Here is a 22,624-nt window from a genome sequence, read left to right on the forward strand (position 1 = left end):
AGCGGACCACGCAACCAGTCGGACAGGACGCCCCTCGGCACTTCATGGGCAGACACGAAACTTCCTTTCCCGAAATTCTCGACGTCGCGGCGCTTCGGGCGAAATGCGACTTCATCGCCTCGGCCCACGCCGAGCAGCGCGAACCGATGCGTCAGGCACTGCTTGCGGCCTTCAAACAGGCAAATGTTGCAGGCCGCGCCAAGGCGCGCGAACTGTTTGCTGGCGATGGCGGCGGTATCCTTTGCGCCGAGCGTATCTCCTGGCTTCAGGACCAGCTGATCACGGTGCTGCATGATTTCGTGCTCAACGAGATTTTCGATGCCGCCAATGCAGCCCCGGCAAGCCGCATCGCTGTCGCTGCCGTTGGCGGTTACGGCCGCGGCACGCTGGCACCCGGCTCGGACATCGACCTGCTCTTCCTGCTGCCGGTGAAGAAGGCCGTCTGGGCCGAGCCCGCCATCGAATTCATGCTCTACATCCTGTGGGATCTGGGCTTCAAGGTCGGCCACGCCACCCGCACGATCGAGGACTGCATCCGGCTCTCGCGTGCCGACATGACGATCCGCACGGCAATCCTCGAGACCCGCTATATCTGTGGTTCCGAAACGCTGGCGGCTGAACTCGAAACGCGCTTCGACCATGAGATCGTGCGCAACACCGGGCCGGACTTCATCGCCGCCAAGCTTGCCGAACGCGACGAGCGCCACCGCAAGGCCGGCGACACGCGCTATCTCGTCGAGCCCAACGTCAAGGAAGGCAAGGGCGGGCTTCGAGACCTGCACACACTGTTCTGGATCGCCAAGTATTTTTACCGGGTCAAGGATTCGGCCGATCTGATCAAGCTCGGCGTCCTCTCCCGCACGGAATACAAGCTGTTCCAGAAGGCGGAGGATTTCCTCTGGGCGGTGCGTTGCCACATGCATTTCTTGACCGGCAAGGCCGAGGAACGGCTGTCCTTCGACATTCAGCGCGAGATCGCCGAGGCGCTCGGCTATCACGACCACCCCGGCCTTTCGGCGGTCGAGCGCTTCATGAAGCACTACTTCCTGGTGGCCAAGGATGTCGGCGATCTCACCCGCATCTTCTGCGCCGCACTCGAAGACCAGCAGGCCAAGGACGCGCCCGGCCTTTCCGGCATCATCGGCCGCTTCACCCATCGCAGCCGCAAGATTGCCGGCACGCTCGACTTCGTCGATGACGGCGGGCGCATAGCACTTTCGAGCCCCGATGTGTTCAAGCGCGATCCGGTCAACCTTTTGCGCTTCTTCCACATCGCCGACATCAACAATCTCGAGTTCCACCCGGCAGCGCTTCGGCAGGTGACGCGCTCGCTCGGCTTGATCAAGCCGCAGCTGCGCGAGAACGAGGAGGCGAACCGGCTGTTCCTGTCGATCCTGACCTCGCGCCGCAAGCCGGAGCTGATCCTTCGCCGCATGAACGAAGCGGGCGTGCTCGGGCGGTTCATTCCGGATTTCGGCAAGATCGTCTCGATGATGCAGTTCAACATGTACCACCACTATACGGTGGACGAGCATCTGCTGCGCGCGGTCGACGTTCTCTCGCGCGTCGAGCGCGGCATCGAGGAGGACGCCCACCCGCTGGTCGCCAAACTGATGCCGGGGATCGAGGACCGCGAGGTGCTCTACGTCGCCGTGCTTCTGCACGATATCGCCAAGGGTCGGCCGGAGGATCATTCGGTCGCCGGTGCCAAGGTGGCGCGCCGGCTCTGCCCGCGCTTTGGCCTGACGCCGAAGCAAACCGAGCTTGTCGCCTGGCTGATCGACGAGCACCTGACAATGTCGATGGTCGCCCAGACCCGCGACCTCAACGATCGCAAGACCATCGTCGACTTTGCCGAGCGGGTGCAGTCGCTCGACCGGTTGAAGATGCTCTTGATCCTCACCGTCTGCGACATCCGCGCCGTCGGCCCGGGCGTCTGGAACGGCTGGAAGGGGCAGCTGCTCCGTACACTCTATTATGAAACCGAACTCCTGCTTTCGGGCGGCTTCTCCGAGCTGTCGCGCAAGGAGCGCGCTGCCCATGCGGCAACGATGCTGAGCGACGCGCTGACCGACTGGCCGGCAAGCGAGCGCGAAGCCTATGTGCGGCTGCATTATCAACCCTATCTGCTGACCGTGGCGCTCGAGGATCAGGTGCGTCACGCCCGCTTCATCCGCGAGGCGGATGCCGCCGGCAAGGCGCTGTCGACCATGGTGCGCACGCACCAGTTCCATGCGATCACCGAAATCACCGTGCTGTCGCCCGACCATCCGCGGCTCTTGACGGTCATCGCCGGCGCCTGTGCTGCGGCGGGCGCCAACATCGTCGACGCGCAGATCTTCACCACTTCGGACGGCCGGGCGCTTGATACGATCCTGGTCAACCGCGAGTTTTCCGTCGACGGCGACGAGACGCGCCGGGCGGCCAGCATCGGCAGGTTGATCGAGGACGCGCTGTCCGGTCGCAAGCGGCTGCCGGAGGTGATCGCCAGCCGCACCAAGGTCAAGAAGCGCAACAAGGCCTTCACTGTTACGCCTGAGGTGACGATCAGCAATACGCTGTCGAACAAGTTCACGGTCATCGAGGTCGAGTGTCTCGACCGTCCCGGCCTGCTGTCGGAGATCACCGCCGTCCTGTCGGACCTTTCGCTCGACATTGCCTCGGCGCACATCACCACCTTCGGCGAGAAGGTCATCGACACCTTCTACATCACCGATCTCGTCGGCCAGAAGGTCACCAGTGAAAACCGCCAGATGAACATCGCCGCCCGCCTCAAGGCCGTCATGGCCGACGAGGCCGACGAGGTTCGAGACCGGATGCCATCCGGCATCATCGCGCCTGCCGTAGGCACGTCCTCCGCTCAAAGAACGACAAAAGCCGAAACATGAGTCTGGTCAAGAAATTTGCAACCGTCGGCGGCGCCACGCTCGGCAGCCGTCTGTTCGGCTTCATCCGCGAAACCTTCATGGCGGCGGCCCTCGGCACCGGCCCGGTCGCCGATGCCTTCAACACCGCCTTCCGCCTGCCCAACACCTTTCGCCGGCTCTTTGCCGAGGGCGCATTCAATTCCGCCTTCGTGCCGCTTTTTGCCAGGGAGATCGAGGCGAACGGCATGGAAGGGGCGCGGCGGTTCTCCGAAGAAGTCTTCGGCGTTCTCTTCACCGTGCTGTTGTTCCTGACGGTGGTGATGGAACTGACGATGCCGTTCATCGTCAGCAACCTGATCGCGCCCGGTTTCGCCAATGATCCGGCGAAGCTCGGCAATACCATCGTCTTCGCGACGATCATGTTTCCCTATCTCGCCTGCATGTCGCTTGCCGCGATGATGGCGGGAATGCTCAATTCGCTGCACCGCTATTTCGCCGCGGCGATCGCTCCGGTGTTCCTCAATATCATCCTCATCGGCATCCTCGGCCATGCCTGGTACATCGGCCAGGATCCGATTGCGGTCGGCTACGGCCTCTCCTGGGGCGTGATGGCGGCCGGTCTCGTGCAATTGGCGATCGTCTGGGTCGCGGTGCGCGACGCCGGCATCAAGATCGGCTTTCGCCGCCCGCGGCTGACGGCCAATGTCAGGCGGCTGCTGGTGCTGGCGTTGCCGGCCGCGATCACCGGCGGCATCACCCAGATCAACCTCCTGATCAACACCAACATCGCCTCGGCGCAGGAAGGTGCTGTGTCGTCGCTCGTCTATGCCGACCGTATCTACCAGCTGCCGCTCGGCGTCGTCGGCATTGCGGTCGCAACCGTGCTTTTGCCGGAACTGGCGCGCGCGCTGCGCTCCGGCAACGTCAACGAGGCCGCGAACCTGCAGAACCGCTCGGTGGAATTCACCCTGTTTCTGACGTTGCCGGCGGCGGCGGCCTTGCTTGTCATGTCGGAGCCGATTGTCCGGCTGCTGTTCGAACGTGGTGAATTCTCCGCGTCGTCGACGGTGGTCGTCGGCCATATCCTGGCGATCTACGGCCTCGGCCTGCCGGCTTTCGTGCTGATCAAGGCGTTCATCCCCGGCTTCTTTGCCCGCGAGGACACGCGCACGCCGATGGTCTTTGCCGGCATTTCGGTTGCGGTGAACGTGTCGCTGGCGCTGACGCTGTTTCCGCGGCTGGGCGCAAGCGGCATCGCGACGGCGGAAATCGTTGCCGGCTGGGTGAATGCCGTGCTGCTGTTCGGCATGCTCGTCTGGCGTGGCCATTGGGGACGCGACATTCCGCTTCTGACCCGCATTCCCCGTCTCGTCATTGCCGCGGCCGGCATGGCGCTCGCCTTGCATTATGCTCTTCAGTGGTTGGCCTACGAAGTGTCGTCGGCAGCGCCGTTGATCGTGCGCGCAACCACGCTCTGCGGTCTGGTGGCCGTCGCCATGGCGATCTATTTCGCGATCGCCTTCGGTATCGGCGGCGCTAATCTCGGCATGATCCGCCGCAACATCAAGCGCAAGGCGAAGGCCAAGGCAGACCCTGCTCCAGCGCCGGACGCAGACGCCTGAACCATCCGGTGATGAAGCGGCGATGCCTATTTTAATCGGCGTCGCCCACTCGGATTCGCACCACTTGATCGCGCCCCGCCCGACGTGCATAAGCCATGCCGTTAGCAACATGGGTGATGAACCCTGGGGCCCTCCACCAGCCTATTGAGGACGACATGAACGAATTCAAGCCGCTCGTATTTTCCGGTGTGCAGCCGACGGGCAACCTCCATCTCGGTAATTATCTCGGCGCGATCCGCAAGTTCGTGGCTCTGCAGGAAAACAACGATTGCATCTATTGCGTCGTCGACCTGCATTCGATCACCGCGCAGCTCGTGCATGAGGACCTGAAGGGGCAGATCCGCTCGATCGCCGCAGCCTTCATCGCGTCCGGCATCGATCCGGAAAAGCATATCGTCTTCAATCAGTCGGCCGTGCCGCAGCATGCGGAACTCGCGTGGATCTTCAACTGCGTCGCCCGTATCGGCTGGATGAACCGGATGACCCAGTTCAAGGACAAGGCCGGCAAGGACCGCGAGAACGCCTCGCTGGGCCTGCTTGCCTATCCGAGCCTGATGGCCGCCGACATTCTCGTCTATCGCGCCACCCATGTTCCTGTCGGCGACGACCAGAAGCAGCATCTCGAATTGACGCGCGACATCGCCCAGAAATTCAATATCGACTTCATGGAGCACATCCGTCGTGGTGGCTACGGCGTCGACATGGTCGTCGGCGAAGAGCCTGTTCATGCCTATTTCCCGCCGGTGGAGCCGCTGATCGGCGGCGCAACGCCGCGTGTCATGTCGCTGCGTGACGGCACCAAGAAGATGTCGAAGTCCGATCCGTCGGATCTTTCGCGCGTCAACCTGATGGATGATGCCGAAACCATCTCCAAGAAGATCCGCAAGGCCAAGACCGACCCGGATGCGCTCCCGAGCGAGCTCGACGGCCTCAAGGGACGCCCCGAGGCGGAAAACCTCGTCGGCATCTATGCGGCCCTTTCCGACAAGACCAAGGAAGAAGTGCTGGGCGAATTCGGTGGCCAGCAGTTCTCGGTGTTCAAGCCGGCCCTGGTCGACCTGGCGGTCGAGGTTCTGTCGCCAATCACTGGCGAGATGCGCCGCCTGATGGGCGACACGGCCCACATCGACGCCATCCTTCGCGATGGTGGCGAGCGTGCCCGGGCGCGGGCGGAAAAGACCATGAGCGAGGTTCGCGAAATCATCGGATTTCTGCAGTAAAAGGCGAAAATGAGGCCTTGCGGCGGCTTATCTGGAGTGTAATGTTCGCCGCATGGTCTCGACCCGACTCTCACGACTTGAAGGTCACCGCCGCAAATTCATGGCGGTGATCGACGATACCCCGGAATGCGGCCGCGCTGTCCACTATGCTGGCATGCGCGCCAAGAATTCCAATGGCGGTCTCGTCCTGCTCTATGTCATCGCCGACGGCGACTTCCAGCAATGGCTGGGGGTCGAGGAAATCATGCGTGCGGAAGCGCGCGACGAGGCGGAAGCGACGCTCGCCAAGGTGGCGCAGTCCGTCCGCGAGCGCATCGGAATAGAACCCGAAATCGTCATCCGCGAAGGGGCAGCAACCGAGCAGATCCATTCGGCCATCGAAGAGGATCGCGACATCGCCATCCTGGTTCTGGCCGCAGGCTCGGCAAAGGAGGGCCCCGGTCCGCTGGTGTCGTCGATCGCCGGCAAGGCGGCCGCCTTCCCGATCCCGGTGACGGTCATCCCGGATCTGCTCACCGACGAGGAAATCGACGCGCTCAGCTGAGCTGCGTCTCTTTGCGCTCTTGCGAGGGCGGAACGAAGATCTTATATTCTTTTGAATTATTCTAAAGAGCCGGTTGAGGGAACCGATCCCGGCGAGACGGAGAGAGACATGTTCATCCAGACCGAAGCCACGCCGAACCCGGCCACGCTCAAGTTCCTGCCGGGCAAGGTCGTTCTGGAAAGCGGCACTGCCGAATTCCGCGACGAGGAAGAAGCACGCGCCGGTTCGCCGCTTGCTGCCCGCCTGTTCTCGATCCCTGGCGTCAGCGGTGTCTACTTCGGCTACGACTTCATCACCGTCAGCAAGGACGGGCAGGAGTGGCAGCACCTGAAGCCCGCCATCCTCGGCTCGATCATGGAGCACTTCATGTCCGGTGCGCCGATCATGGCCGGAGCGGGCCGCGCCGAGCAGCTGGACGAAGAAGACGAATTCTTCGAGCCCGGCGACGAGACCATTGTCGCAACCATCAAGGAACTGCTCGAAACCCGGGTTCGCCCGGCGGTGGCTCAGGACGGTGGCGACATCACCTTCCGCGGCTTCAAGGACGGTACCGTGTTCCTGAACATGAAGGGTGCCTGCTCTGGCTGCCCGTCGTCGACGGCGACCCTGAAGCATGGCGTGCAGAATCTGCTGCGGCATTTCGTTCCCGAGGTGGAAGCGGTCGAAGCCGTCTGATATCGCGATGGCGAACGGCTGCGCCTTTCGAGGCTGCAGCTGATCACTAGTGTGAGTAAGCGTAACCGCGATGCCGATCGGGCTTCGCGGCATGATGCGTCTGGAAATCGCTGCAACTGAAATGATCGTACTTGCCATCGACACATCAGGGTCCGGCTGTTCCGCTGCCATCTATGACAGTGGTTCGTCGGCAGTTCTCGGGCAATCCGGTGCCGACATCGGCCGTGGCCATGCCGAAAGGCTGATGGAGTTCGTCGACGAGGCGCTCGTCGCAGCCGATCGCCCGATCGGCGATATCGACCGCATCGCCGTCACCATCGGCCCGGGATCGTTCACCGGTATCCGTGTCGGGGTCGCGACGGCGCGCGGACTGGCGCTTGCGCTTGGCAAGCCCGCGGTCGGCATTTCCTCCCTTCACGTTATCGCAGAAGAAGCCCGTTCCGCGGCGCCGGGCAAATCGGTGCTGGTCGCGATCGACGCCAAGCGCGACGAGGTCTATGTCCAGGCCTACGATGCCGCAGGCCATGCCGTCACGGAGCCGGAAGCGCTGTCGGTCACGGTTGCCCGCGACCGCTTTGCCGGTTTCGAGGGATGCGTGGCCGGTTCGGGCGCCGAACTGCTCGCCTCTCTGACGCCGGTCAAGACCCCGGATCTCGTCGATATCGCAGTCGTTGCGCGGCTCGGTGTTATTGCTGATCCAGCCTCGGCCAAGCCGAAGCCGCTATATCTTCGTGGGCCCGACGCCAAGCCGCAAGCGGGCTTTGCCGTTGCCCGAGCCTAGACACAGATGAACTTCACCGATTACTTCACGCGCCGTGCCGAATTCGACATCTTCCCGCTGGAAGAGCCGGATCTCATCGCCGCCGCCGGCCTGCATCGCCAGCGCTTCGCGGCGCCTTGGAGCGATGGCGAAATCCACGCCTTGCTGGTCCAGGACACGGTGTTCGGCTTTGTCGCTCGCCAGACCAACGGCTCGCTCCGGCCTGCCTTCGGCGGCTTCGTTCTGTCGCGTGCGGTGGCCGGCGAGGCCGAAATCCTGACCATCGGCGTCGATCCGCGCTATGCCCGTTCCGGCCTCGGCTGGCGGCTGATGCAGGCGGCGATGCGCGAAGCTTCGGTCAAGGGATCGGACACGCTGTTCCTCGAAGTGGACGAGACCAATCAGGCCGCGATCGGGCTTTACCGTAAGCTCGGCTTCCTCAAGGTCGGCGAACGCCGCGCCTATTACCAGGACAAGACAGGACAGCGCACCGCTGCGCTTGTCATGCGGCTCGATCTTCGCTAGTGCGAACCGGATTGGTTCGGCACGCCCCGGATGAACCGGGGCTTCGCGCAACCATGCGGAGTGGCGCGTGAACGGCGCAGGAAATCCTTTTCGATGATCAATTGGCTGCGGATCATTTTGTTCGCGCTGGTGCTGGCGTTGGCCTCGCTCGTGCTGATGCCGATCCAGATCGTCTGCCTTTGGCTCGATCTGAAGCCGCGCCGCCTGTTGCCGCGCTACTGGCACCGCATGGCCTGTTATCTGCTCGGCATCAAGGTGCGCGTCCATGGCATGCCCGAACGCCGCCGGCCGCTGCTTCTGTGCGCCAACCACGCCTCGTGGAAAGATATCCTGGTGTTGTCTTCGGTTGCCGACGTCGTCTTCGTCGCCAAGTCCGAGGTCAAGCAATGGCCGGTCTTCGGCATTCTCGCGCGGTTGCAGGCATCGATCTTCGTGGTGCGCGAGCAAAAGCGGTCGACCGGAAAGCAGGTCAGCGAGATCGGCCAGCGGCTCGCTTGCGGCGAGATCGTCGTGCTTTTCCCGGAAGGCACGACCTCCGACGGCAACCGCCTGCTCGAAATCAAGACGTCGCTGTTCGGCGCAGCCGCTTCTGCTGTGCCGCATTCACCGACCGGCATGGTCCACGTTCAGCCGGTCGCCATATCCTATACGGGCATTCACGGAATGCCGATGGGGCGCTTCAACAGGCCGATCGCCGCCTGGCCCGGTGATACCGGCTTGGTGCCGCATCTGCTCGGTATCCTGCGCGAAGGGGCGATCGAGGTGGATGTCGATTTCGGCGAGGCCGTCGACTACGACCACCACACCAACCGCAAGGAAGTCAGCCGCGTGATCGAGCAGCGCATCCGCTCGATGCTGTCGGACCGCCTGCGCGGACGGGCCTGACGCTGGTGGCCACGTGAATGCCGGCAGGCAAAAATACTTCAATTCTGACCCGCTTTGCACTAAAGAACCGGCATGACCCAGGAAACAGCTCTTCTGACGACGCCCGCAACGGGCGACGAACGCACGCCGGCCCGCAAGGTTTTCGTCAAGACCTACGGCTGTCAGATGAATGTCTACGATTCCGACCGCATGTCGGATGCGTTGACGCGTGACGGCTATGTCTCGACGGATGTGCTTGAGGATGCCGACTTCGTCCTGCTCAACACCTGTCACATCCGCGAGAAGGCGGCAGAGAAGGTCTATTCCGAACTCGGTCGCCTGCGCGATCTGAAGAAGGCGAAGGCGCTCGAGGGCCGGGAGATGGTGATCGGCGTTGCTGGCTGCGTTGCCCAGGCCGAAGGCAACGAGATCCTGCGCCGCGCGCCGGCGGTCGACCTCGTCATCGGGCCGACCACCTATCACCGTCTGCCGGAAGCGCTGAAGCGTGCGCGCAACGGCGAGCGCGTCGTCCAGACCGACTACGCCGTCGAGGACAAGTTCGAGCATCTGCCGGCACCCGACAAGGCCAGGACCCGCGCGCGCGGCGTCACAGCGTTCCTGACGGTGCAGGAAGGCTGCGACAAGTTCTGCACTTTCTGCGTCGTTCCCTATACCCGCGGATCGGAGGTCTCCCGTCCCGTCGCCCAGATCGTCTCGGAAGCGGAAAAGCTGGTCGAAGCCGGTGTGCGCGAGATCACCTTGCTCGGCCAGAACGTCAACGCCTGGCATGGGCTCGGCCCCGACGGCCGCGAATGGGGCCTCGGCGATCTGCTGCAATGTCTTGGCGACATCGAGGGGCTGGCGCGGCTGCGTTACACCACCAGCCACCCCCGCGACATGGACGACAGCCTGATCGAGGCGCATCGATCGATGCCGAAGCTGATGCCCTATCTGCACCTGCCGGTCCAGGCAGGCTCCGACCGCATCCTCAAGGCGATGAACAGGCGGCATACGGCGGCCGAGTATCTGGCGCTGATCGCGCGCATCCGCGCGGTGCAGCCGGACCTCGCCTTGTCGGGTGATTTCATCGTCGGCTTCCCCGGCGAGACCGACGAAGACTTCGAAGCGACCATAAGGCTGGTCGAGGCCGTGGGTTATGCACAGGCATTTTCGTTCAAATATTCGACCCGTCCCGGCACGCCCGGCGCCGACCTCGAGGATCAGGTTCCGGAGGACGTAAAAGCCAAGCGTCTGGAAAGATTGCAGGCTTTGCTGATTTCGCAGCAGCGCGCCTTTGCCGAATCCTGTGTCGGACGCGAAATCGACCTGCTTTTGGAGAAGCCGGGCCGCATGCCCGGGCAACTCGTCGGCCGGTCCCCCTGGCTGCAGCCCGTGAATGTTGATGCAAAAGCATCGCAAATCGGTGACATTATCAAGGTGCGAATCATCAAGGCGGGACCGAACAGTCTGTTTGCCGAGATGATCGGGTAAGGACCAAACACAGGAGCCTGAACCGCTTGAACGGACACGAACTGATCTCTTCATCATCGCGCCAGTCGAAAACAACTGCGACAGACGCCAATCACTTCGTGCTCACATTCGAGAACAACCGGTTCGCCAGCGAACTCTTCGGGCAGTTCGATCAGAATCTGAAGCTCCTCGAGGAGCGCCTCCGGATCGAAGCGCACCCGCGCGGCAATTCCGTTGCGATCTCAGGTGATGTCGTTGCCACCAATCAGGCGCGCCGCGCACTCGATTTTCTCTATGGACGGTTGCAGAGTGGCGGATCGATCGATACGTCGGATGTGGAAGGCGCGATCCGCATGGCGGTCGCTGCCGACGACCAGCTGCAATTGCCGACCATGGAGAAAAAAGCCAAATTGACGATGGCGCAGATTTCAACGCGCAAGAAGACGATCGTCGCCCGCACGCCGACGCAGGATGCCTATATCCGCGCGCTGGAGCGTTCCGAGCTCGTCTTCGGCGTCGGTCCGGCCGGTACCGGCAAGACCTACCTCGCGGTTGCCCATGCGGCGCAGCTTCTTGAGCGTGGTGCCGTCGACCGCATCGTGCTTTCCCGTCCGGCCGTCGAAGCCGGCGAACGCCTCGGCTTTCTGCCGGGCGACATGAAGGAGAAGGTCGACCCCTATCTCAGGCCGCTCTACGATGCGCTCTATGACATGATGCCGGGCGACAAGGTGGAGCGTGCCATCACGGCAGGCGTCATCGAAATCGCACCCCTGGCCTTCATGCGCGGTCGCACGCTTGCCAATGCCGCCGTCATTCTCGACGAGGCCCAGAACACCACATCGATGCAGATGAAGATGTTCCTGACCCGTCTCGGCGAAAACGGCCGGATGATCGTGACCGGTGACCCGAGCCAGGTCGACCTGCCGCGCGGCGTCAAATCGGGTCTGGTCGAGGCCTTGCAGATCCTGCGCGGCGTCGAGGGTGTCTCGGTCGTCCGGTTCAAGGACGTCGACGTCGTGCGCCATCCGATGGTGGCACGCATCGTCCGGGCCTACGAGGCCCAGACCGCCGTGCACGATGAAAGCGAGCAGAGCGACCGCTGATCGGCGGTCGTTGCGATCATGACTGCATTGGATATCCAGATCAGCGTCGAGGAGGGCAATTGGCCCGACGAAGAGACGCTTCTCGCCTTTTCGTCGCCGGTGCTCGAGGCGGCCGCAGCCTTCCTGACTGCGGAAGAGGGCCAGCCGTTCCCGAAGATGCAGCCCGAGCTGTCGCTGGTTTTCACCGACGACGCTTCCATTCGCATGATCAATGCCGAATGGCGCAGCCAGGACAAGCCGACCAACGTGCTTTCCTTCCCGGCGTTTCCGCTGACGCCCGGCAAGATGCCGGGGCCGATGCTCGGCGACATCATCGTTGCGCGCGAAACCCTCGAGCGCGAAGCTGAGGGTCTGGAGAAGACGTTCGATGCGCATCTGACGCATCTTCTCGTGCATGGATTCCTGCATCTTTTCGGTTATGATCATATGGTAGATGATGAAGCCGAAAGAATGGAAAGCCTGGAGACTCGCATTTTGGCGCGTCTTGGCTTATCTGATCCTTACGGGGACCGATCCCCGGATTAACAGTTTGGACCAATGAGCGACTTTAAAACACAGCCCGTCGCAATGGCGACCGAGGAGGCCGATGCCTCCGGAGAGGCGGAGGCGGGCAGTAGTAGCACCGCCACTCGACAAGAGGGCACCAAATCCACATCGTCCTTCTGGAGCCGGGCCGCGCGCATTTTGCGTGGTGCCAATCCTTCGAGCCTCCGCGAGGACCTTGCCGACGCACTGCTGACGGACGCCGACAGCAACACGGCATTTTCGCCCGAAGAGCGGGCGATGCTCAACAACATCCTGCGCTTCCGCGAAGTCCGCGTCGAAGACGTGATGGTCCCGCGCGCCGATATCGAAGCCGTCGACCAGAGCATCACCATTGGCGAATTGATGGTGATCTTCGAGGAATCGGGGCGCTCGCGCATGCCGGTCTACAACGAAGGTCTGGATGATCCGCGCGGCATGATCCACATTCGCGACCTGCTCGCCTATGTGACCAAGCAGGCCCGCAACCGCCGTCGCAACGGCAAGGCTCAGACTACCGCCGCGTCGTCGTCTTCGGCTGAAAAGACACCAAGATCGCCGAAAGCGACCTTCGATCTGTCGCGTGTCGATCTCGGCAAGTCGCTGGAGGAGGTGGGCATAATCCGCCAGCTCCTGTTCGTGCCGCCGTCGATGCTTGCTTCGGACCTGATGCAGCGCATGCAGGCCGCTCGTATCCAGATGGCGCTCGTCATCGACGAATATGGCGGCACCGATGGTCTCGTTTCGCTGGAAGACATCGTCGAGATGGTCGTCGGCGACATCGAGGATGAGCATGACGACGACGAGGTCATGTTCGCCAAGACCTCGGAGGACGTCTTCGTCGCCGATGCCCGCGTCGAGCTGGAGGAGATCGCCGAAGCGATCGGTTCCGATTTCGACGTTCGCGAACAGCTTGAGGATGTCGATACGCTCGGTGGCCTGATCTTCGCGTCGCTGGGGCGGATTCCGGTGCGGGGCGAGGTGGTGCAGGCACTGCCAGGCTTTGAGTTCCAAATCCTCGACGCCGATCCTCGCCGCGTCAAGCGGGTGCGGATCATGCGCAAGCGTCCGCCGGCCCGTCGTCGCATCGTGCGATCCGAAGGCGAGTTGGCACAGGAACAGGCGCCCGCCAATCGCGGCAACGGTACCGAGCCGCAACAGGCCGCCGCCGGAGAGCAATAGGCTTTTCCCCACATTGTTTTCTCAGCGAAGCTCGGTCTCGACCTTCGCTGAGAACGGCCACCGATCCTCGATCGGTGGCGTCCCTTTTGCGCGTCAAATTCGACGCGTGGTGCTGCAAAGGGGACAAGCAGCCACTTTTTTGGAACACTGCCGGCAACTGATTCGGTTGTTCTTCCCGCGCAGCGTCGTGTTTCGCGGCCTGCGCCAACAGGAGGCTGCATGGAAAGACTGGCTGGCAGGATCATGCTTCTGTCGGGCGCCCCCCGGCTATTGCTCGCGTTTGCCGCGGGCCTCCTGGCTGTTCTGACACAGCCGCCGTTCGGCATCTTTGCGGCTGCCTTCCTCTCCTTTCCTGTTCTCGTTTGGCTGCTCGACGGCGCGACCGGCCATCCGGACGGCGGCGTAATCCGGCGGCTCTGGCCGGCAGTCTGCATCGGCTGGGCGTTCGGTTTCGGCTATTTCCTCGGCGGGCTCTGGTGGCTTGGTAACGCACTGTTGGTGGAGGCGGACAGCTTCGCCTGGGCATTGCCGCTGGCAGTCGTAGGGCTTCCGGCGTGCCTTGCCCTGTTCTATGCGCTCGCGGCCCTGATTGCCCGCATCCTCTGGTCGGATGGCGTGGGCCGGATCGCAGCACTGGCGCTGGGTTTTGGCTTGGCTGAATGGTTGCGCTCGTTCATCTTTACCGGCTTTCCCTGGAATGCGATCGGCTATGCGGCGATGCCGATGCCGTTGATGATGCAGTCGGCAAGTGTCCTGAACCTCGCAACCATCAACATGCTGGCGGTTTTCGTCTTTGCGGCGCCGGCCCTTATCGCGACCGGCAAGGGCAGCCGTATTGGTCTCAGCCTTGCTGTGGCGCTTTTCGCGGCCCATACCGGCTTCGGCTTTTATCGGCTTGCGCTGCCGGCGCCCGGCGGACCGGATCAGCCGCTTGCCGTTCGCCTCGTTCAGCCGGTGATCGATCAGGCAAAGAAACTCGATGATAGCGAGCGCGGCGCCATCTTCGAGGAGCATTTGGCTTTGACCACGGCACCAGCCGAAGGTGAAACCAAGAAGCCCGATATCGTCGTCTGGCCGGAAACCTCGATCCCGTTCATCCTCACCGACAGTCCCGATGCGCTTGCGCGCATTGCCGAAGTGCTCGATGACGGGCAGATCCTCATTGCCGGCGCGGTGCGAGCGGAAGATGCCGGCGCCGGCCTGCCGCCGCGCTATTACAACTCGATCTACGTCATCGACGAACGCGGGCAGATCATGAGTGCTGCCGACAAGGTGCACCTCGTTCCCTTTGGTGAATATCTGCCGTTCGAGGACATGCTCTCGTCCTGGGGCCTAAGCTCGGTCGCGGCCGCCCTGCCGGGTGGTTTCTCGGCCGCCAAGACCCGGTCGCTACTGACCTTGCCCGGCGGGCGCACGTTCTACCCGCTCATCTGTTATGAGGCGATTTTCCCCGACGAGATCGGCACTGATGCGCGCGGCGCCGACGCGCTGCTCAACATCACCAATGATGCCTGGTTCGGCGACACGCCGGGCCCCCGTCAGCACTTCCATCAGGCGCAGTTGCGTGCAGTGGAAACGGGATTACCCCTTATCCGTGCAGCCAATAATGGTATATCAGCGATTGTTGATGCACGTGGGGTTTTAGTGGTAGGATTGGCCTACAATTATAGGGGAGTGATCGACACAATTCTGCCGGGAAGGCTTTCTACGCCCACGAATGAGGTCATTCGTAGCCGCATTTTCGGGTTGTGCGCAATCTTCCTCCTGCTGGTTGCAGCCTTCTCGCGTGTTAGTTTTAATATTAGGAAGAATTGACCTAAAACCCCTAAAATTGCATAGTGGACCGGACCATCGGTTTCTGCTGTGGCGACTCGTTTGTCTTCACCGTTGCGGTTGCAGCGGTGTGCGGTGTCCCCACGCCAGTCCGTGGATGATCGAAACAGCGTGTTTAGGAACGCAGATATGATGGAAAATAAAAAGAAGCCGAACCCGATCGACATTCACGTCGGTAGCCGGATTCGCCTTCGCCGCACGATGCTTGGCATGAGCCAGGAAAAACTGGGCGAAAGCCTGGGGATCACCTTTCAGCAGATCCAGAAGTACGAAAAAGGCACGAACCGCGTTGGTGCCAGCCGGTTGCAGAACATTTCCAGCATCCTGAACGTCCCCGTTTCCTTCTTCTTCGAAGACGCTCCCGGTGAAAACACCAGCGCTTCCGGCTTGGCCGAAGCCTCCAGCTCGAACTACGTTGTCGACTTCCTCTCTTCCTCGGAAGGCCTTCAGCTCAATCGCGCGTTCGTCAAGATCAACGATCCCAAGGTGCGTCGCAAGCTTGTCGACCTCGTCAAGGCTCTGGCTGCGGAAGCAGAAAGCGAATAGTCCCGAAACCCATCGGGATTGGAAAACAAAGCGGCCATTTGTGCCGCTTTTTTCTTGTCCGCCGTTTCCCTCTGATATCGGAAGTGATTGGCTCCGATGTCGATATAAAGATATATTTATGTCGTTGTTCGCTTGTTTTTCGGTCGCAAAACCACTAACACGATGCCAGCGCTTATCTTCTTGAGGGGAATTCCCGCATGCGTGCAAACTACCTGTTCACGAGTGAATCCGTAGCCGAAGGCCACCCGGACAAAGTATGTGACCGTATCTCCGACGAGATCGTCGATCTGGTCTACCGCGAAGCTGCCAAGACCGGTGTCGATCCCTGGGGCGTACGCATTGCCTGCGAAACGCTGGCAACGACGAACCGCGTTGTGATCGCCGGCGAAGTCCGCCTGCCGCCGAGCCTTCTGAAGAAGGACAAGAACGGCAACGACGTCATCAACCCCTCGAAGTTCAAGTCTGCCGCACGTAAGGCGATCCGCGACATCGGCTACGAGCAGGACGGCTTCCACTGGAAAACGGCCAAGATCGACGTGCTCCTGCACTTCCAGTCCGCACACATTGCCCAGGGCGTCGACAGCGCGTCCGACAAGCAGGGTGAAGAGGGTGCTGGCGACCAGGGCATCATGTTCGGTTACGCCTGCCGCGAGACCTCGGAACTGATGCCGGCGCCGCTCTATTATTCGCACCGCATCCTGCATCTGCTCGCAGCCGCCCGCAAGAAGGGCGACGGCGAAGTCGCCAAGCTCGGCCCGGATGCCAAGAGCCAGGTCACCGTTCGCTACATCGACGGCAAGCCGGCGGAAGTCGTCTCGATCGTTCTGTCCACCCAGCATCTCGATGAGAGCTGGGATTCGACCAAGGTTCGTGCGGTCGTCGAACCCTATATCCGCGAAGCGCTTGACGATCTGAAGATCGCCAGCGATTGCACCTGGTACATCAACCCGACCGGAAAGTTCGTCATCGGCGGCCCGGATGGGGATGCCGGCCTGACGGGTCGCAAAATCATCGTCGATACCTATGGCGGCGCAGCTCCGCATGGCGGCGGCGCCTTCTCGGGCAAGGACACGACCAAGGTCGACCGTTCGGCTGCCTATGCAGCCCGCTACCTCGCCAAGAACGTCGTTGCTGCCGGCCTCTCCGATCGTTGCACGATCCAACTTTCCTACGCCATCGGCGTTGCCCAGCCGCTCTCGGTCTATGTCGACCTGCACGGCACTGGCAAGGTCTCCGAGGACCAGGTGGAAAGCGCGATCCGCAAGACGATGGACTTGTCGCCGACCGGCATTCGCCGTCATCTCGACCTCAACAAGCCGATCTACGCCAAGACCGCTGCCTATGGCCACTTTGGTCGCAAGGCCGGCCGTGACGGCTCGTTCTCCTGGGAGAAGCTTGATCTGGTCAAGCCGCTCAAGGAAGCCATCGGGGCTTGACGCTTCGACATTTGCCGGACACAGAACGTCCGGCCGCTAAAGATAAAGGCGGATGCCCCCGAAAGGGGTGTCCGCCTTGCTCGTTGAAGGAAGATTGTCATGACTGAACCGCGCCGCAGCCGCGCCACGGAAGCCTTCTTCGGACGCCGCAAGGGCAAGCCCTTGCGCGAGCGCCAGGCGGCACACCTCGAAACCATTCTACCGAAGCTGAAGCTCGATCTCGGCACTGCCGCGCCGCAGGACATGAAGTCGCTCTTTCCCGAGCCGGTCGATCGCGTCCGTATGGAAATTGGTTTTGGCGGCGGCGAGCATCTGATCCACCGCGCGGCCGAGACCCCCTCGACCGGTTTCATCGGCGTCGAACCCTTCGTCAATTCGATGGCGAAGCTGATCGGGCAGATCGAGGAGAAGGGTGTCTCCAACATTCGTCTCTACAATGACGACGCCACGCAGGTGCTCGATTGGATGCCGGACGCCTGCGTCGACCAGGTTGACCTGCTCTATCCTGACCCCTGGCCGAAGCGCAAGCATTGGAAGCGTCGTTTCGTCTCCAGCGTCAATCTCGACCGCTTCGCACGGGTGCTGAAGCCCGGCGGCCTCTTCTGCTTCGCATCCGATATCGACACCTACGTCAACTGGACGCTGCTGCATTGCCGCGACCATGCCGCCTTCGAATGGACGGCCGAACAGGCATCGGATTGGTTGACGCCGTTTGAGGGCTGGCCGAGCACGCGCTACGAGGCCAAGGCGCGCAGGGAAGGGCGGAGTTCCGCCTATCTTACCTTCCGTCGCGTTTAAGCGGCGGTCTACGCACAGCATATTAAGGACACTCGAAGCGTTGCAGCAGCTTCTGTTGCGCGCCAGATTTGACGCGCAGCGCCTTGACGTTCCAGCGGCGAGCTTCGCCGCAGCTGACGATCAATGCAGGCTGACGGTCTTCAGATCGTCTTCTGCAGCCTTGTAGAAGGTGCTGGAGCGGTTGTCGGTCAAAAGGATCGGCGTGCCGTCCGCACCGAACAGGGCCCACAGATCGATGCCCGGTCCCATTTCAGGCGCTTCCGGGAAGCAGCGGGAAACCTCTTCCGAACGCATCTTTCTGATATAGCCGACTTCGCCCTCTCCCAGATGTGCGAGGTCGTTTTTTGACAATGACGAGGTGATGGCTTTCAGTCCCATGGTGGTACTCCGTGGTCGCCGGCCAGGGGAAAATCCCGCCGGTTATCCTACTCTGGGACTGAAATGTTAATTTTCTTTACCATACGCACCGGTTCCGGACGAACGAGATCGACCGAGAGCAGGCCGTTGCGCAATTCCGCGCCAAGCACCTTCATGCCGTCGGCAAGCACGAATGTGCGTTGGAACTGCCGGGCGGCAATGCCGCGGTGCAGGTAATCGCGATCGCCGGTGTCGATCTGACGGCCGCGAATGACGAGCTGGTTTTCCTCGGTCGTGACGTCGAGATCTTCTTCGGAAAAGCCGGCGACGGCGAGCGTGATGCGCAATCGCTCTGGCGCATCGACCGAATCGTCGCCGCGGATGCGCTCGATATTGTAGGGCGGGTAGCCGTCATTTCCCTTGGCGATACGCTCAAGGGTCTTTTCCATTGTGTCGAAACCCAGCAGGAGTGGGCTCGTGAAAGGCGTAATTCTGCTCATTCCCAAGTCCTTGTAAGATCAAGCGACCATTCTGCGGACCTGCCAAGCAGCATCCCCTTCCAATATGGTAGCTGTGCGCAATGAGCGCAAGCCGCTTGCCTCCGGCGTGCACGCAAATCATAGTCCGCAGCGCGAGAATCCGAAGGAGGAACACAAGCGTGCCTGTGCCGAGAAAAATAATCATAGACACTGATCCCGGGCAGGACGATGCCGCCGCCATCATGCTCGCTTTCGGCAGTCCGGAAGAAATCGATATCCTGGGGATCACGACGGTCGCCGGCAACGTTCCTCTGGCCATGACCGCGCGCAATGCCCGCATCATCTGCGAACTGTGCGACAGGACCAAAGTCAAGGTCTTCGCCGGCGCCGACCGGCCGATCGCCCGTCCGCTCGTCACTGCCGAGCATGTGCACGGCAAGACCGGTCTCGACGGACCTGTTCTCGACGAGCCGAAGATGGCGCTTCAGGCCCAGCATGGCGTCGACTTCATCATCGACACGTTGCGCGCTGAAGCACCTGGCACGGTCACGCTCTGCACGCTCGGTCCGCTGACCAACGTCGCGCTTGCCCTTCAGAAGGCGCCGGACATTGCACCGCGGGTGCGCGAACTGGTGATGATGGGCGGCGGCTTCTTTGAGGGTGGCAACATCACGCCGGCGGCCGAATTCAACATCTATGTCGATCCGGAAGCGGCCGACATCGTCTTCCGTTCGGGTATTCCGATCGTGATGATGCCGCTCGACGTCACCCACCGGGTGCTGACGCACAAGGCGCGCGTGGCGAAGATCCGTGAGATCGGCAGCGCACCGGCGATCGCCATGGCGGAAATGCTGGAATTCTTCGAGCGGTTCGACATCGAAAAGTACGGCACCGACGGCGGCCCGCTGCATGATCCGACCGTCATCGCCTACCTCCTGCGGCCGGAGCTTTTCACCGGTCGTGACTGCAATGTCGAGATCGAAGTTCAGTCGCCGCTGACATCAGGCATGACCGTGGTCGACTGGTGGCAGGTCACGGGCCGCACGCACAATGCCAAGGTCATGCGTCATATCGACGATCAGGGTTTCTTCGACCTGTTGACAGAGCGGCTGGCGCGCATCTGATCGCCGCGAGCCAAAACCACAAAAGAAAACGCCGCCCCGAGAGGCGCCGTTTTTTTGCTTTATCGATTACTGGATCAGAACTCTTCCCAATTGTCCTGTGCCAACGCGTTGGCGCCGGACGTCTGTGTCAGGACGCGTTGGGTCGATGGCGTATAGCCGGCGCGCGCGGCACTCGGTGCCGGACGGGTGTCGCGGGCATAGGTAGGAGCCGGTGCGGGTGCCGGGCGTTCGGCCGAGCGCATGCGCTCGGCCGTACCGCGCAACATCTCCGTCGAGTTCGGCTGGGCTGCCGTCGTTCCCGAGCGCTGAGCGACGCGGAAGCGGGCGACCAGCGTGCTCAGCGAGCGTGCTTCCTCGTTGAGCGCCATGCCGGCGGCAGTGGTTTCTTCGACCATCGCGGCGTTCTGCTGGGTCACCTGGTCCATCTGGTTGACGGCCGAGTTGATCTCCTTGAGGCCGACGGCCTGTTCGGAAGCCGAACTCGAGATCTGGCGGATGAGGCCGTTGATCTGCACCACCTGTTCGGCGATCTTTTCGAGCGCGCCGCCGGCGCGACCGACGAGGTCGACGCCTTCGCGCACCTGGCCCGCCGAGGTGTTGATCAGCGTCTTGATCTCCTTGGCAGCGTTTGCCGAGCGTTGGGCAAGCTCGCGGACTTCCTGGGCGACGACGGCGAAGCCCTTGCCGGCGTCACCGGCGCGCGCGGCTTCGACGCCGGCGTTGAGCGCCAGCAGGTTGGTCTGGAAGGCGATCTCGTCGATGACGCCGATGATGCGGCTGACCTCGTGCGACGACTGCTCGATGCCCTTCATCGCGGCAATCGCCTTCTGCACCACTTCGCCGGACTGTCCGGCATCGCTGCTGGCCACGTCCACCGACTTGGCGGCGACCTTGGCGTTCTCGGCGCTGGCGTTGACCTGCGAGGTCAGCTCGTCGAGAGCTGCCGCCGTCTCTTCCAGGCTTGCCGCCTGCTGTTCGGTGCGGTGCGACAGATCGTTGGCGGCGCTGCTGATCTCGCTGGTGCCGTTGCCGATGTTGACGATGGAGTGGTTGACGGTGCGGATCGTCTCTTCGAGGCTGTCCATTGTCGCGTTGAAGTCGCGCTTCAGCTGGGCATATTCACCGGGGAATTCGTCGGTGATGCGGAAGGCGAGATCGCCGGAGGAGAGGTGCGAAAGACCCTTGCCGAGGCGGGCGACGATGTCGCGCTGGAGGGCGCTGGATTCGGCCCGCTCGGTCTCGGAACGGCTACGCTCGTGTTCCGCCTGCTCGCGCTCGTGGCGGGCTTCGCCTTCGAGCCGCTTGGTGTCGGCCAGCTGGTGGCGGAAGCCTTCGAGCGCCTTTGCCACCTGGCCCGTCTCGTCGGAGCGGTCCTGGCCGGTGATCGAATTGCCGTAGTCGCCGTTGCTGAGGTTGCGGACGTCCCTGACGAGGCCTGCAAGCGGCTGCTGGACAAAACCACGGACTGCGAAGTAAAGGCCGAGCAGCACCGCGCCGAGAACGACCAGGCCCCCGATGATCATCATGTAGGTCTGGTCGCGGACCGGCGCGTTGATCGCCGTGCGCGGCACGTCGACGAGCACGATCCAGCTGGTGTTCACACCCGAAACGGCGAAGGGGTAGACAACGCGGTCGAAGGGCTCGTTGCCGTCGTAGGACAGGTTCTTGACGACGCCCGAAGTTCCCGAAGCCAGTGCCTTCTTGACGACCTCGTTGCCTTCGCCGTCATAATCCTTGAGCAAAAGCTCCGGGATCGGCGCGACCAGCCACTTGCCGGTCTGGGACAGCAGGTAGACGCGGCCGGTTTCGAACGGCTTCAGCTTGGAGAGGCCGTCCGCCAGCGAAGCGAGCGAGATGTCGACGCCAGAAACGCCGATCAGCTTGCCGTTGGACGTGACCGGATAGGCGATCGAGCTCATCGCAGTCGGGACATCGGTGTCCTGCGCGGTATAGGGCGGGGTGATTGCGCCCTTGCCGCTCTTTGCCGCAAGGCTGTACCATTCCGCCGCGTAGTCCGCGCGGAAGGTCGAGAACTGGATCTCGTTTTCGCGGTTTTTCGACCAGTAGGGCGCAAAGATGCCTTCCTCGTTGGCACCCAGCTCCTTGTTGTTGGCCACGTCCTCCTTGCGGCCGTCAAAGGCCTTGGGCTCTTCGGCAAACCAGCTGCCGAAGGCGAATGGGTTCTGTTCGAGATTGGCCCTGAGGATGTTGATTACACCGGCGCGTTCCATCGATTTTTCCGCGTGGCTGCGGCCAAGGATGCCGGCCATCGAGCGCGAAGCGCTTGCCAGTTCGCCGATGCCGCCGGCGATATCAGAAGTGATGGCTTTCGCTTCGCCGGTTGCCTGGTCGAGCACCAGCGTTTCGACGCGCTCCTGTGTCTGGGAGATGAGAACGAAGTTCGAGGCGAGCAACACGAGCGCGATCGTGCCGCCTGTCACCGCGATCAGCTTGGTCGCCAGCGATTTGGCTTGGAACTTGAACATGAAATCCTCACGTGCTGGGAGGTCCGCAGGAGACAACCTGCGGCGAACGCATTTCACAATGTGGGTGAAACTCCATCATGGAGCGCCAGATGCCGACCGGCATTAAGGAGGCTGCCCATTCCTTGGGGAACCGGCTTTCTCATGGTCTTGAATAGCCGAGCAAATCTTAAGATTGGGCCAACGCAACGGCCAATTCATGCGCCGCTCATGG

At 62.1% G+C, this 22,624-nt stretch carries 20 protein-coding genes; 17 read left to right on the forward strand and 3 right to left on the reverse strand.

Annotation, left to right across the window (positions count from 1 at the left end; all coding sequences use genetic code 11):
* The first annotated feature begins 44 nt into the window (after nucleotides 1-44).
* From J3R84_RS00185 to trmB, 16 genes are all read left to right on the forward strand, one after another.
* Complete coding sequence (locus J3R84_RS00185; RefSeq protein WP_025425699.1) at nucleotides 45-2,888, forward strand: [protein-PII] uridylyltransferase; 2,844 nt, start codon at nucleotides 45-47, stop codon at nucleotides 2,886-2,888.
* Complete coding sequence (gene murJ / locus J3R84_RS00190; RefSeq protein WP_025425700.1) at nucleotides 2,885-4,489, forward strand: murein biosynthesis integral membrane protein MurJ; 1,605 nt, start codon at nucleotides 2,885-2,887, stop codon at nucleotides 4,487-4,489. The genes J3R84_RS00185 and murJ overlap by 4 nt, the downstream gene beginning before the upstream one ends.
* 155 nt (nucleotides 4,490-4,644) lie before the next feature.
* Nucleotides 4,645-5,709 (forward strand): tryptophan--tRNA ligase, encoded by a 1,065-nt coding sequence (gene trpS / locus J3R84_RS00195; RefSeq protein ID WP_057204292.1) that lies wholly within the window; start codon nucleotides 4,645-4,647, stop codon nucleotides 5,707-5,709.
* Between the two features lie 52 nt (nucleotides 5,710-5,761).
* Complete coding sequence (locus J3R84_RS00200; protein ID WP_025425702.1) at nucleotides 5,762-6,253, forward strand: universal stress protein; 492 nt, start codon at nucleotides 5,762-5,764, stop codon at nucleotides 6,251-6,253.
* Between the two features lie 108 nt (nucleotides 6,254-6,361).
* Complete coding sequence (locus J3R84_RS00205) at nucleotides 6,362-6,928, forward strand: NifU family protein (RefSeq protein ID WP_025425703.1); 567 nt, start codon at nucleotides 6,362-6,364, stop codon at nucleotides 6,926-6,928.
* A gap of 121 nt (nucleotides 6,929-7,049) precedes the next feature.
* Nucleotides 7,050-7,709 carry a tRNA (adenosine(37)-N6)-threonylcarbamoyltransferase complex dimerization subunit type 1 TsaB gene (gene tsaB, locus J3R84_RS00210; RefSeq protein ID WP_025425704.1) on the forward strand — a complete coding sequence of 220 codons (660 nt, stop codon included), beginning with the start codon at nucleotides 7,050-7,052 and terminating at the stop codon, nucleotides 7,707-7,709.
* A gap of 6 nt (nucleotides 7,710-7,715) precedes the next feature.
* The gene (locus tag J3R84_RS00215; protein WP_025425705.1) at nucleotides 7,716-8,213 is read left to right on the forward strand and encodes a GNAT family N-acetyltransferase; all 498 of its coding nucleotides are present in this window, start codon (nucleotides 7,716-7,718) and stop codon (nucleotides 8,211-8,213) included.
* Between the two features lie 93 nt (nucleotides 8,214-8,306).
* A complete protein-coding gene (gene olsA, locus J3R84_RS00220; protein WP_025425706.1) occupies nucleotides 8,307-9,098 on the forward strand; it encodes a lyso-ornithine lipid O-acyltransferase in 792 nt (263 codons plus the stop codon).
* Between the two features lie 72 nt (nucleotides 9,099-9,170).
* Nucleotides 9,171-10,568, forward strand: coding sequence for a tRNA (N6-isopentenyl adenosine(37)-C2)-methylthiotransferase MiaB (miaB, locus tag J3R84_RS00225; protein WP_025425707.1), 1,398 nt, complete (start codon nucleotides 9,171-9,173; stop codon nucleotides 10,566-10,568).
* Nucleotides 10,569-10,594: 26 nt separating this feature from the next.
* Nucleotides 10,595-11,650, forward strand: a complete 1,056-nt coding sequence (locus J3R84_RS00230; RefSeq protein WP_025425708.1) for a PhoH family protein — start codon at nucleotides 10,595-10,597, stop codon at nucleotides 11,648-11,650.
* Between the two features lie 18 nt (nucleotides 11,651-11,668).
* Nucleotides 11,669-12,175 (forward strand): rRNA maturation RNase YbeY, encoded by a 507-nt coding sequence (gene ybeY / locus J3R84_RS00235; protein WP_025425709.1) that lies wholly within the window; start codon nucleotides 11,669-11,671, stop codon nucleotides 12,173-12,175.
* Nucleotides 12,176-12,187: 12 nt separating this feature from the next.
* Nucleotides 12,188-13,354, forward strand: coding sequence for a hemolysin family protein (locus tag J3R84_RS00240; protein WP_025425710.1), 1,167 nt, complete (start codon nucleotides 12,188-12,190; stop codon nucleotides 13,352-13,354).
* Between the two features lie 219 nt (nucleotides 13,355-13,573).
* Nucleotides 13,574-15,169 (forward strand): apolipoprotein N-acyltransferase, encoded by a 1,596-nt coding sequence (lnt, locus tag J3R84_RS00245; protein WP_203527339.1) that lies wholly within the window; start codon nucleotides 13,574-13,576, stop codon nucleotides 15,167-15,169.
* A 147-nt stretch (nucleotides 15,170-15,316) separates the two neighbouring features.
* Entirely contained in the window at nucleotides 15,317-15,733 is a 417-nt protein-coding gene (locus J3R84_RS00250; RefSeq protein ID WP_025425712.1) for a helix-turn-helix domain-containing protein, read from the forward strand.
* A 197-nt stretch (nucleotides 15,734-15,930) separates the two neighbouring features.
* Entirely contained in the window at nucleotides 15,931-17,169 is a 1,239-nt protein-coding gene (gene metK / locus J3R84_RS00255; protein ID WP_025425713.1) for a methionine adenosyltransferase, read from the forward strand.
* Between the two features lie 99 nt (nucleotides 17,170-17,268).
* Nucleotides 17,269-17,967 carry a tRNA (guanosine(46)-N7)-methyltransferase TrmB gene (trmB, locus tag J3R84_RS00260; protein ID WP_025425714.1) on the forward strand — a complete coding sequence of 233 codons (699 nt, stop codon included), beginning with the start codon at nucleotides 17,269-17,271 and terminating at the stop codon, nucleotides 17,965-17,967.
* 120 nt (nucleotides 17,968-18,087) lie between these two features.
* On the opposite strand, the gene J3R84_RS00265 is transcribed toward trmB, so the two are convergent.
* Both J3R84_RS00265 and J3R84_RS00270 read right to left on the reverse strand, forming a co-directional pair.
* Nucleotides 18,088-18,345: a BQ00720 family protein gene (locus J3R84_RS00265; protein ID WP_025425715.1), complete on the reverse strand. Its 258-nt coding sequence runs from the start codon at nucleotides 18,343-18,345 to the stop codon at nucleotides 18,088-18,090.
* 47 nt (nucleotides 18,346-18,392) lie between these two features.
* A complete protein-coding gene (locus J3R84_RS00270) occupies nucleotides 18,393-18,824 on the reverse strand; it encodes an Hsp20 family protein (RefSeq protein ID WP_025425716.1) in 432 nt (143 codons plus the stop codon).
* Nucleotides 18,825-18,982: 158 nt separating this feature from the next.
* Here J3R84_RS00270 and J3R84_RS00275 point away from each other — a divergent pair, with 158 nt between their 5' ends.
* Complete coding sequence (locus J3R84_RS00275) at nucleotides 18,983-19,927, forward strand: nucleoside hydrolase (protein WP_051509148.1); 945 nt, start codon at nucleotides 18,983-18,985, stop codon at nucleotides 19,925-19,927.
* A gap of 74 nt (nucleotides 19,928-20,001) precedes the next feature.
* Here the strand turns inward: J3R84_RS00275 and J3R84_RS00280 are convergent, their stop codons facing one another.
* On the reverse strand, nucleotides 20,002-22,413 hold the full coding sequence (locus tag J3R84_RS00280) for a methyl-accepting chemotaxis protein (RefSeq protein ID WP_203527341.1): 2,412 nt from the start codon (nucleotides 22,411-22,413) through the stop codon (nucleotides 20,002-20,004).
* Between the last annotated feature and the right edge of the window lie 211 nt (nucleotides 22,414-22,624).

The organism is Ensifer canadensis (genome assembly GCF_017488845.2).
Taxonomy (GTDB): domain Bacteria; phylum Pseudomonadota; class Alphaproteobacteria; order Rhizobiales; family Rhizobiaceae; genus Ensifer; species Ensifer canadensis.

Bases quoted from the DNA above. Each gene is read 5' to 3' on its own strand.
- J3R84_RS00185 (WP_025425699.1), top strand. From the start codon at position 45: ATGGGCAGACACGAAACTTCCTTTCCCGAAATTCTCGACGTCGCGGCG.
- murJ (WP_025425700.1), top strand. From the start codon at position 2,885: ATGAGTCTGGTCAAGAAATTTGCAACCGTCGGCGGCGCCACGCTCGGC.
- trpS (WP_057204292.1), top strand. From the start codon at position 4,645: ATGAACGAATTCAAGCCGCTCGTATTTTCCGGTGTGCAGCCGACGGGC.
- J3R84_RS00200 (WP_025425702.1), top strand. From the start codon at position 5,762: ATGGTCTCGACCCGACTCTCACGACTTGAAGGTCACCGCCGCAAATTC.
- J3R84_RS00205 (WP_025425703.1), top strand. From the start codon at position 6,362: ATGTTCATCCAGACCGAAGCCACGCCGAACCCGGCCACGCTCAAGTTC.
- tsaB (WP_025425704.1), top strand. From the start codon at position 7,050: ATGATCGTACTTGCCATCGACACATCAGGGTCCGGCTGTTCCGCTGCC.
- J3R84_RS00215 (WP_025425705.1), top strand. From the start codon at position 7,716: ATGAACTTCACCGATTACTTCACGCGCCGTGCCGAATTCGACATCTTC.
- olsA (WP_025425706.1), top strand. From the start codon at position 8,307: ATGATCAATTGGCTGCGGATCATTTTGTTCGCGCTGGTGCTGGCGTTG.
- miaB (WP_025425707.1), top strand. From the start codon at position 9,171: ATGACCCAGGAAACAGCTCTTCTGACGACGCCCGCAACGGGCGACGAA.
- ybeY (WP_025425709.1), top strand. From the start codon at position 11,669: ATGACTGCATTGGATATCCAGATCAGCGTCGAGGAGGGCAATTGGCCC.
- J3R84_RS00240 (WP_025425710.1), top strand. From the start codon at position 12,188: ATGAGCGACTTTAAAACACAGCCCGTCGCAATGGCGACCGAGGAGGCC.
- lnt (WP_203527339.1), top strand. From the start codon at position 13,574: ATGGAAAGACTGGCTGGCAGGATCATGCTTCTGTCGGGCGCCCCCCGG.
- J3R84_RS00250 (WP_025425712.1), top strand. From the start codon at position 15,317: ATGATGGAAAATAAAAAGAAGCCGAACCCGATCGACATTCACGTCGGT.
- metK (WP_025425713.1), top strand. From the start codon at position 15,931: ATGCGTGCAAACTACCTGTTCACGAGTGAATCCGTAGCCGAAGGCCAC.
- trmB (WP_025425714.1), top strand. From the start codon at position 17,269: ATGACTGAACCGCGCCGCAGCCGCGCCACGGAAGCCTTCTTCGGACGC.
- J3R84_RS00265 (WP_025425715.1), bottom strand. From the start codon at position 18,345: ATGGGACTGAAAGCCATCACCTCGTCATTGTCAAAAAACGACCTCGCA.
- J3R84_RS00270 (WP_025425716.1), bottom strand. From the start codon at position 18,824: ATGAGCAGAATTACGCCTTTCACGAGCCCACTCCTGCTGGGTTTCGAC.
- J3R84_RS00280 (WP_203527341.1), bottom strand. From the start codon at position 22,413: ATGTTCAAGTTCCAAGCCAAATCGCTGGCGACCAAGCTGATCGCGGTG.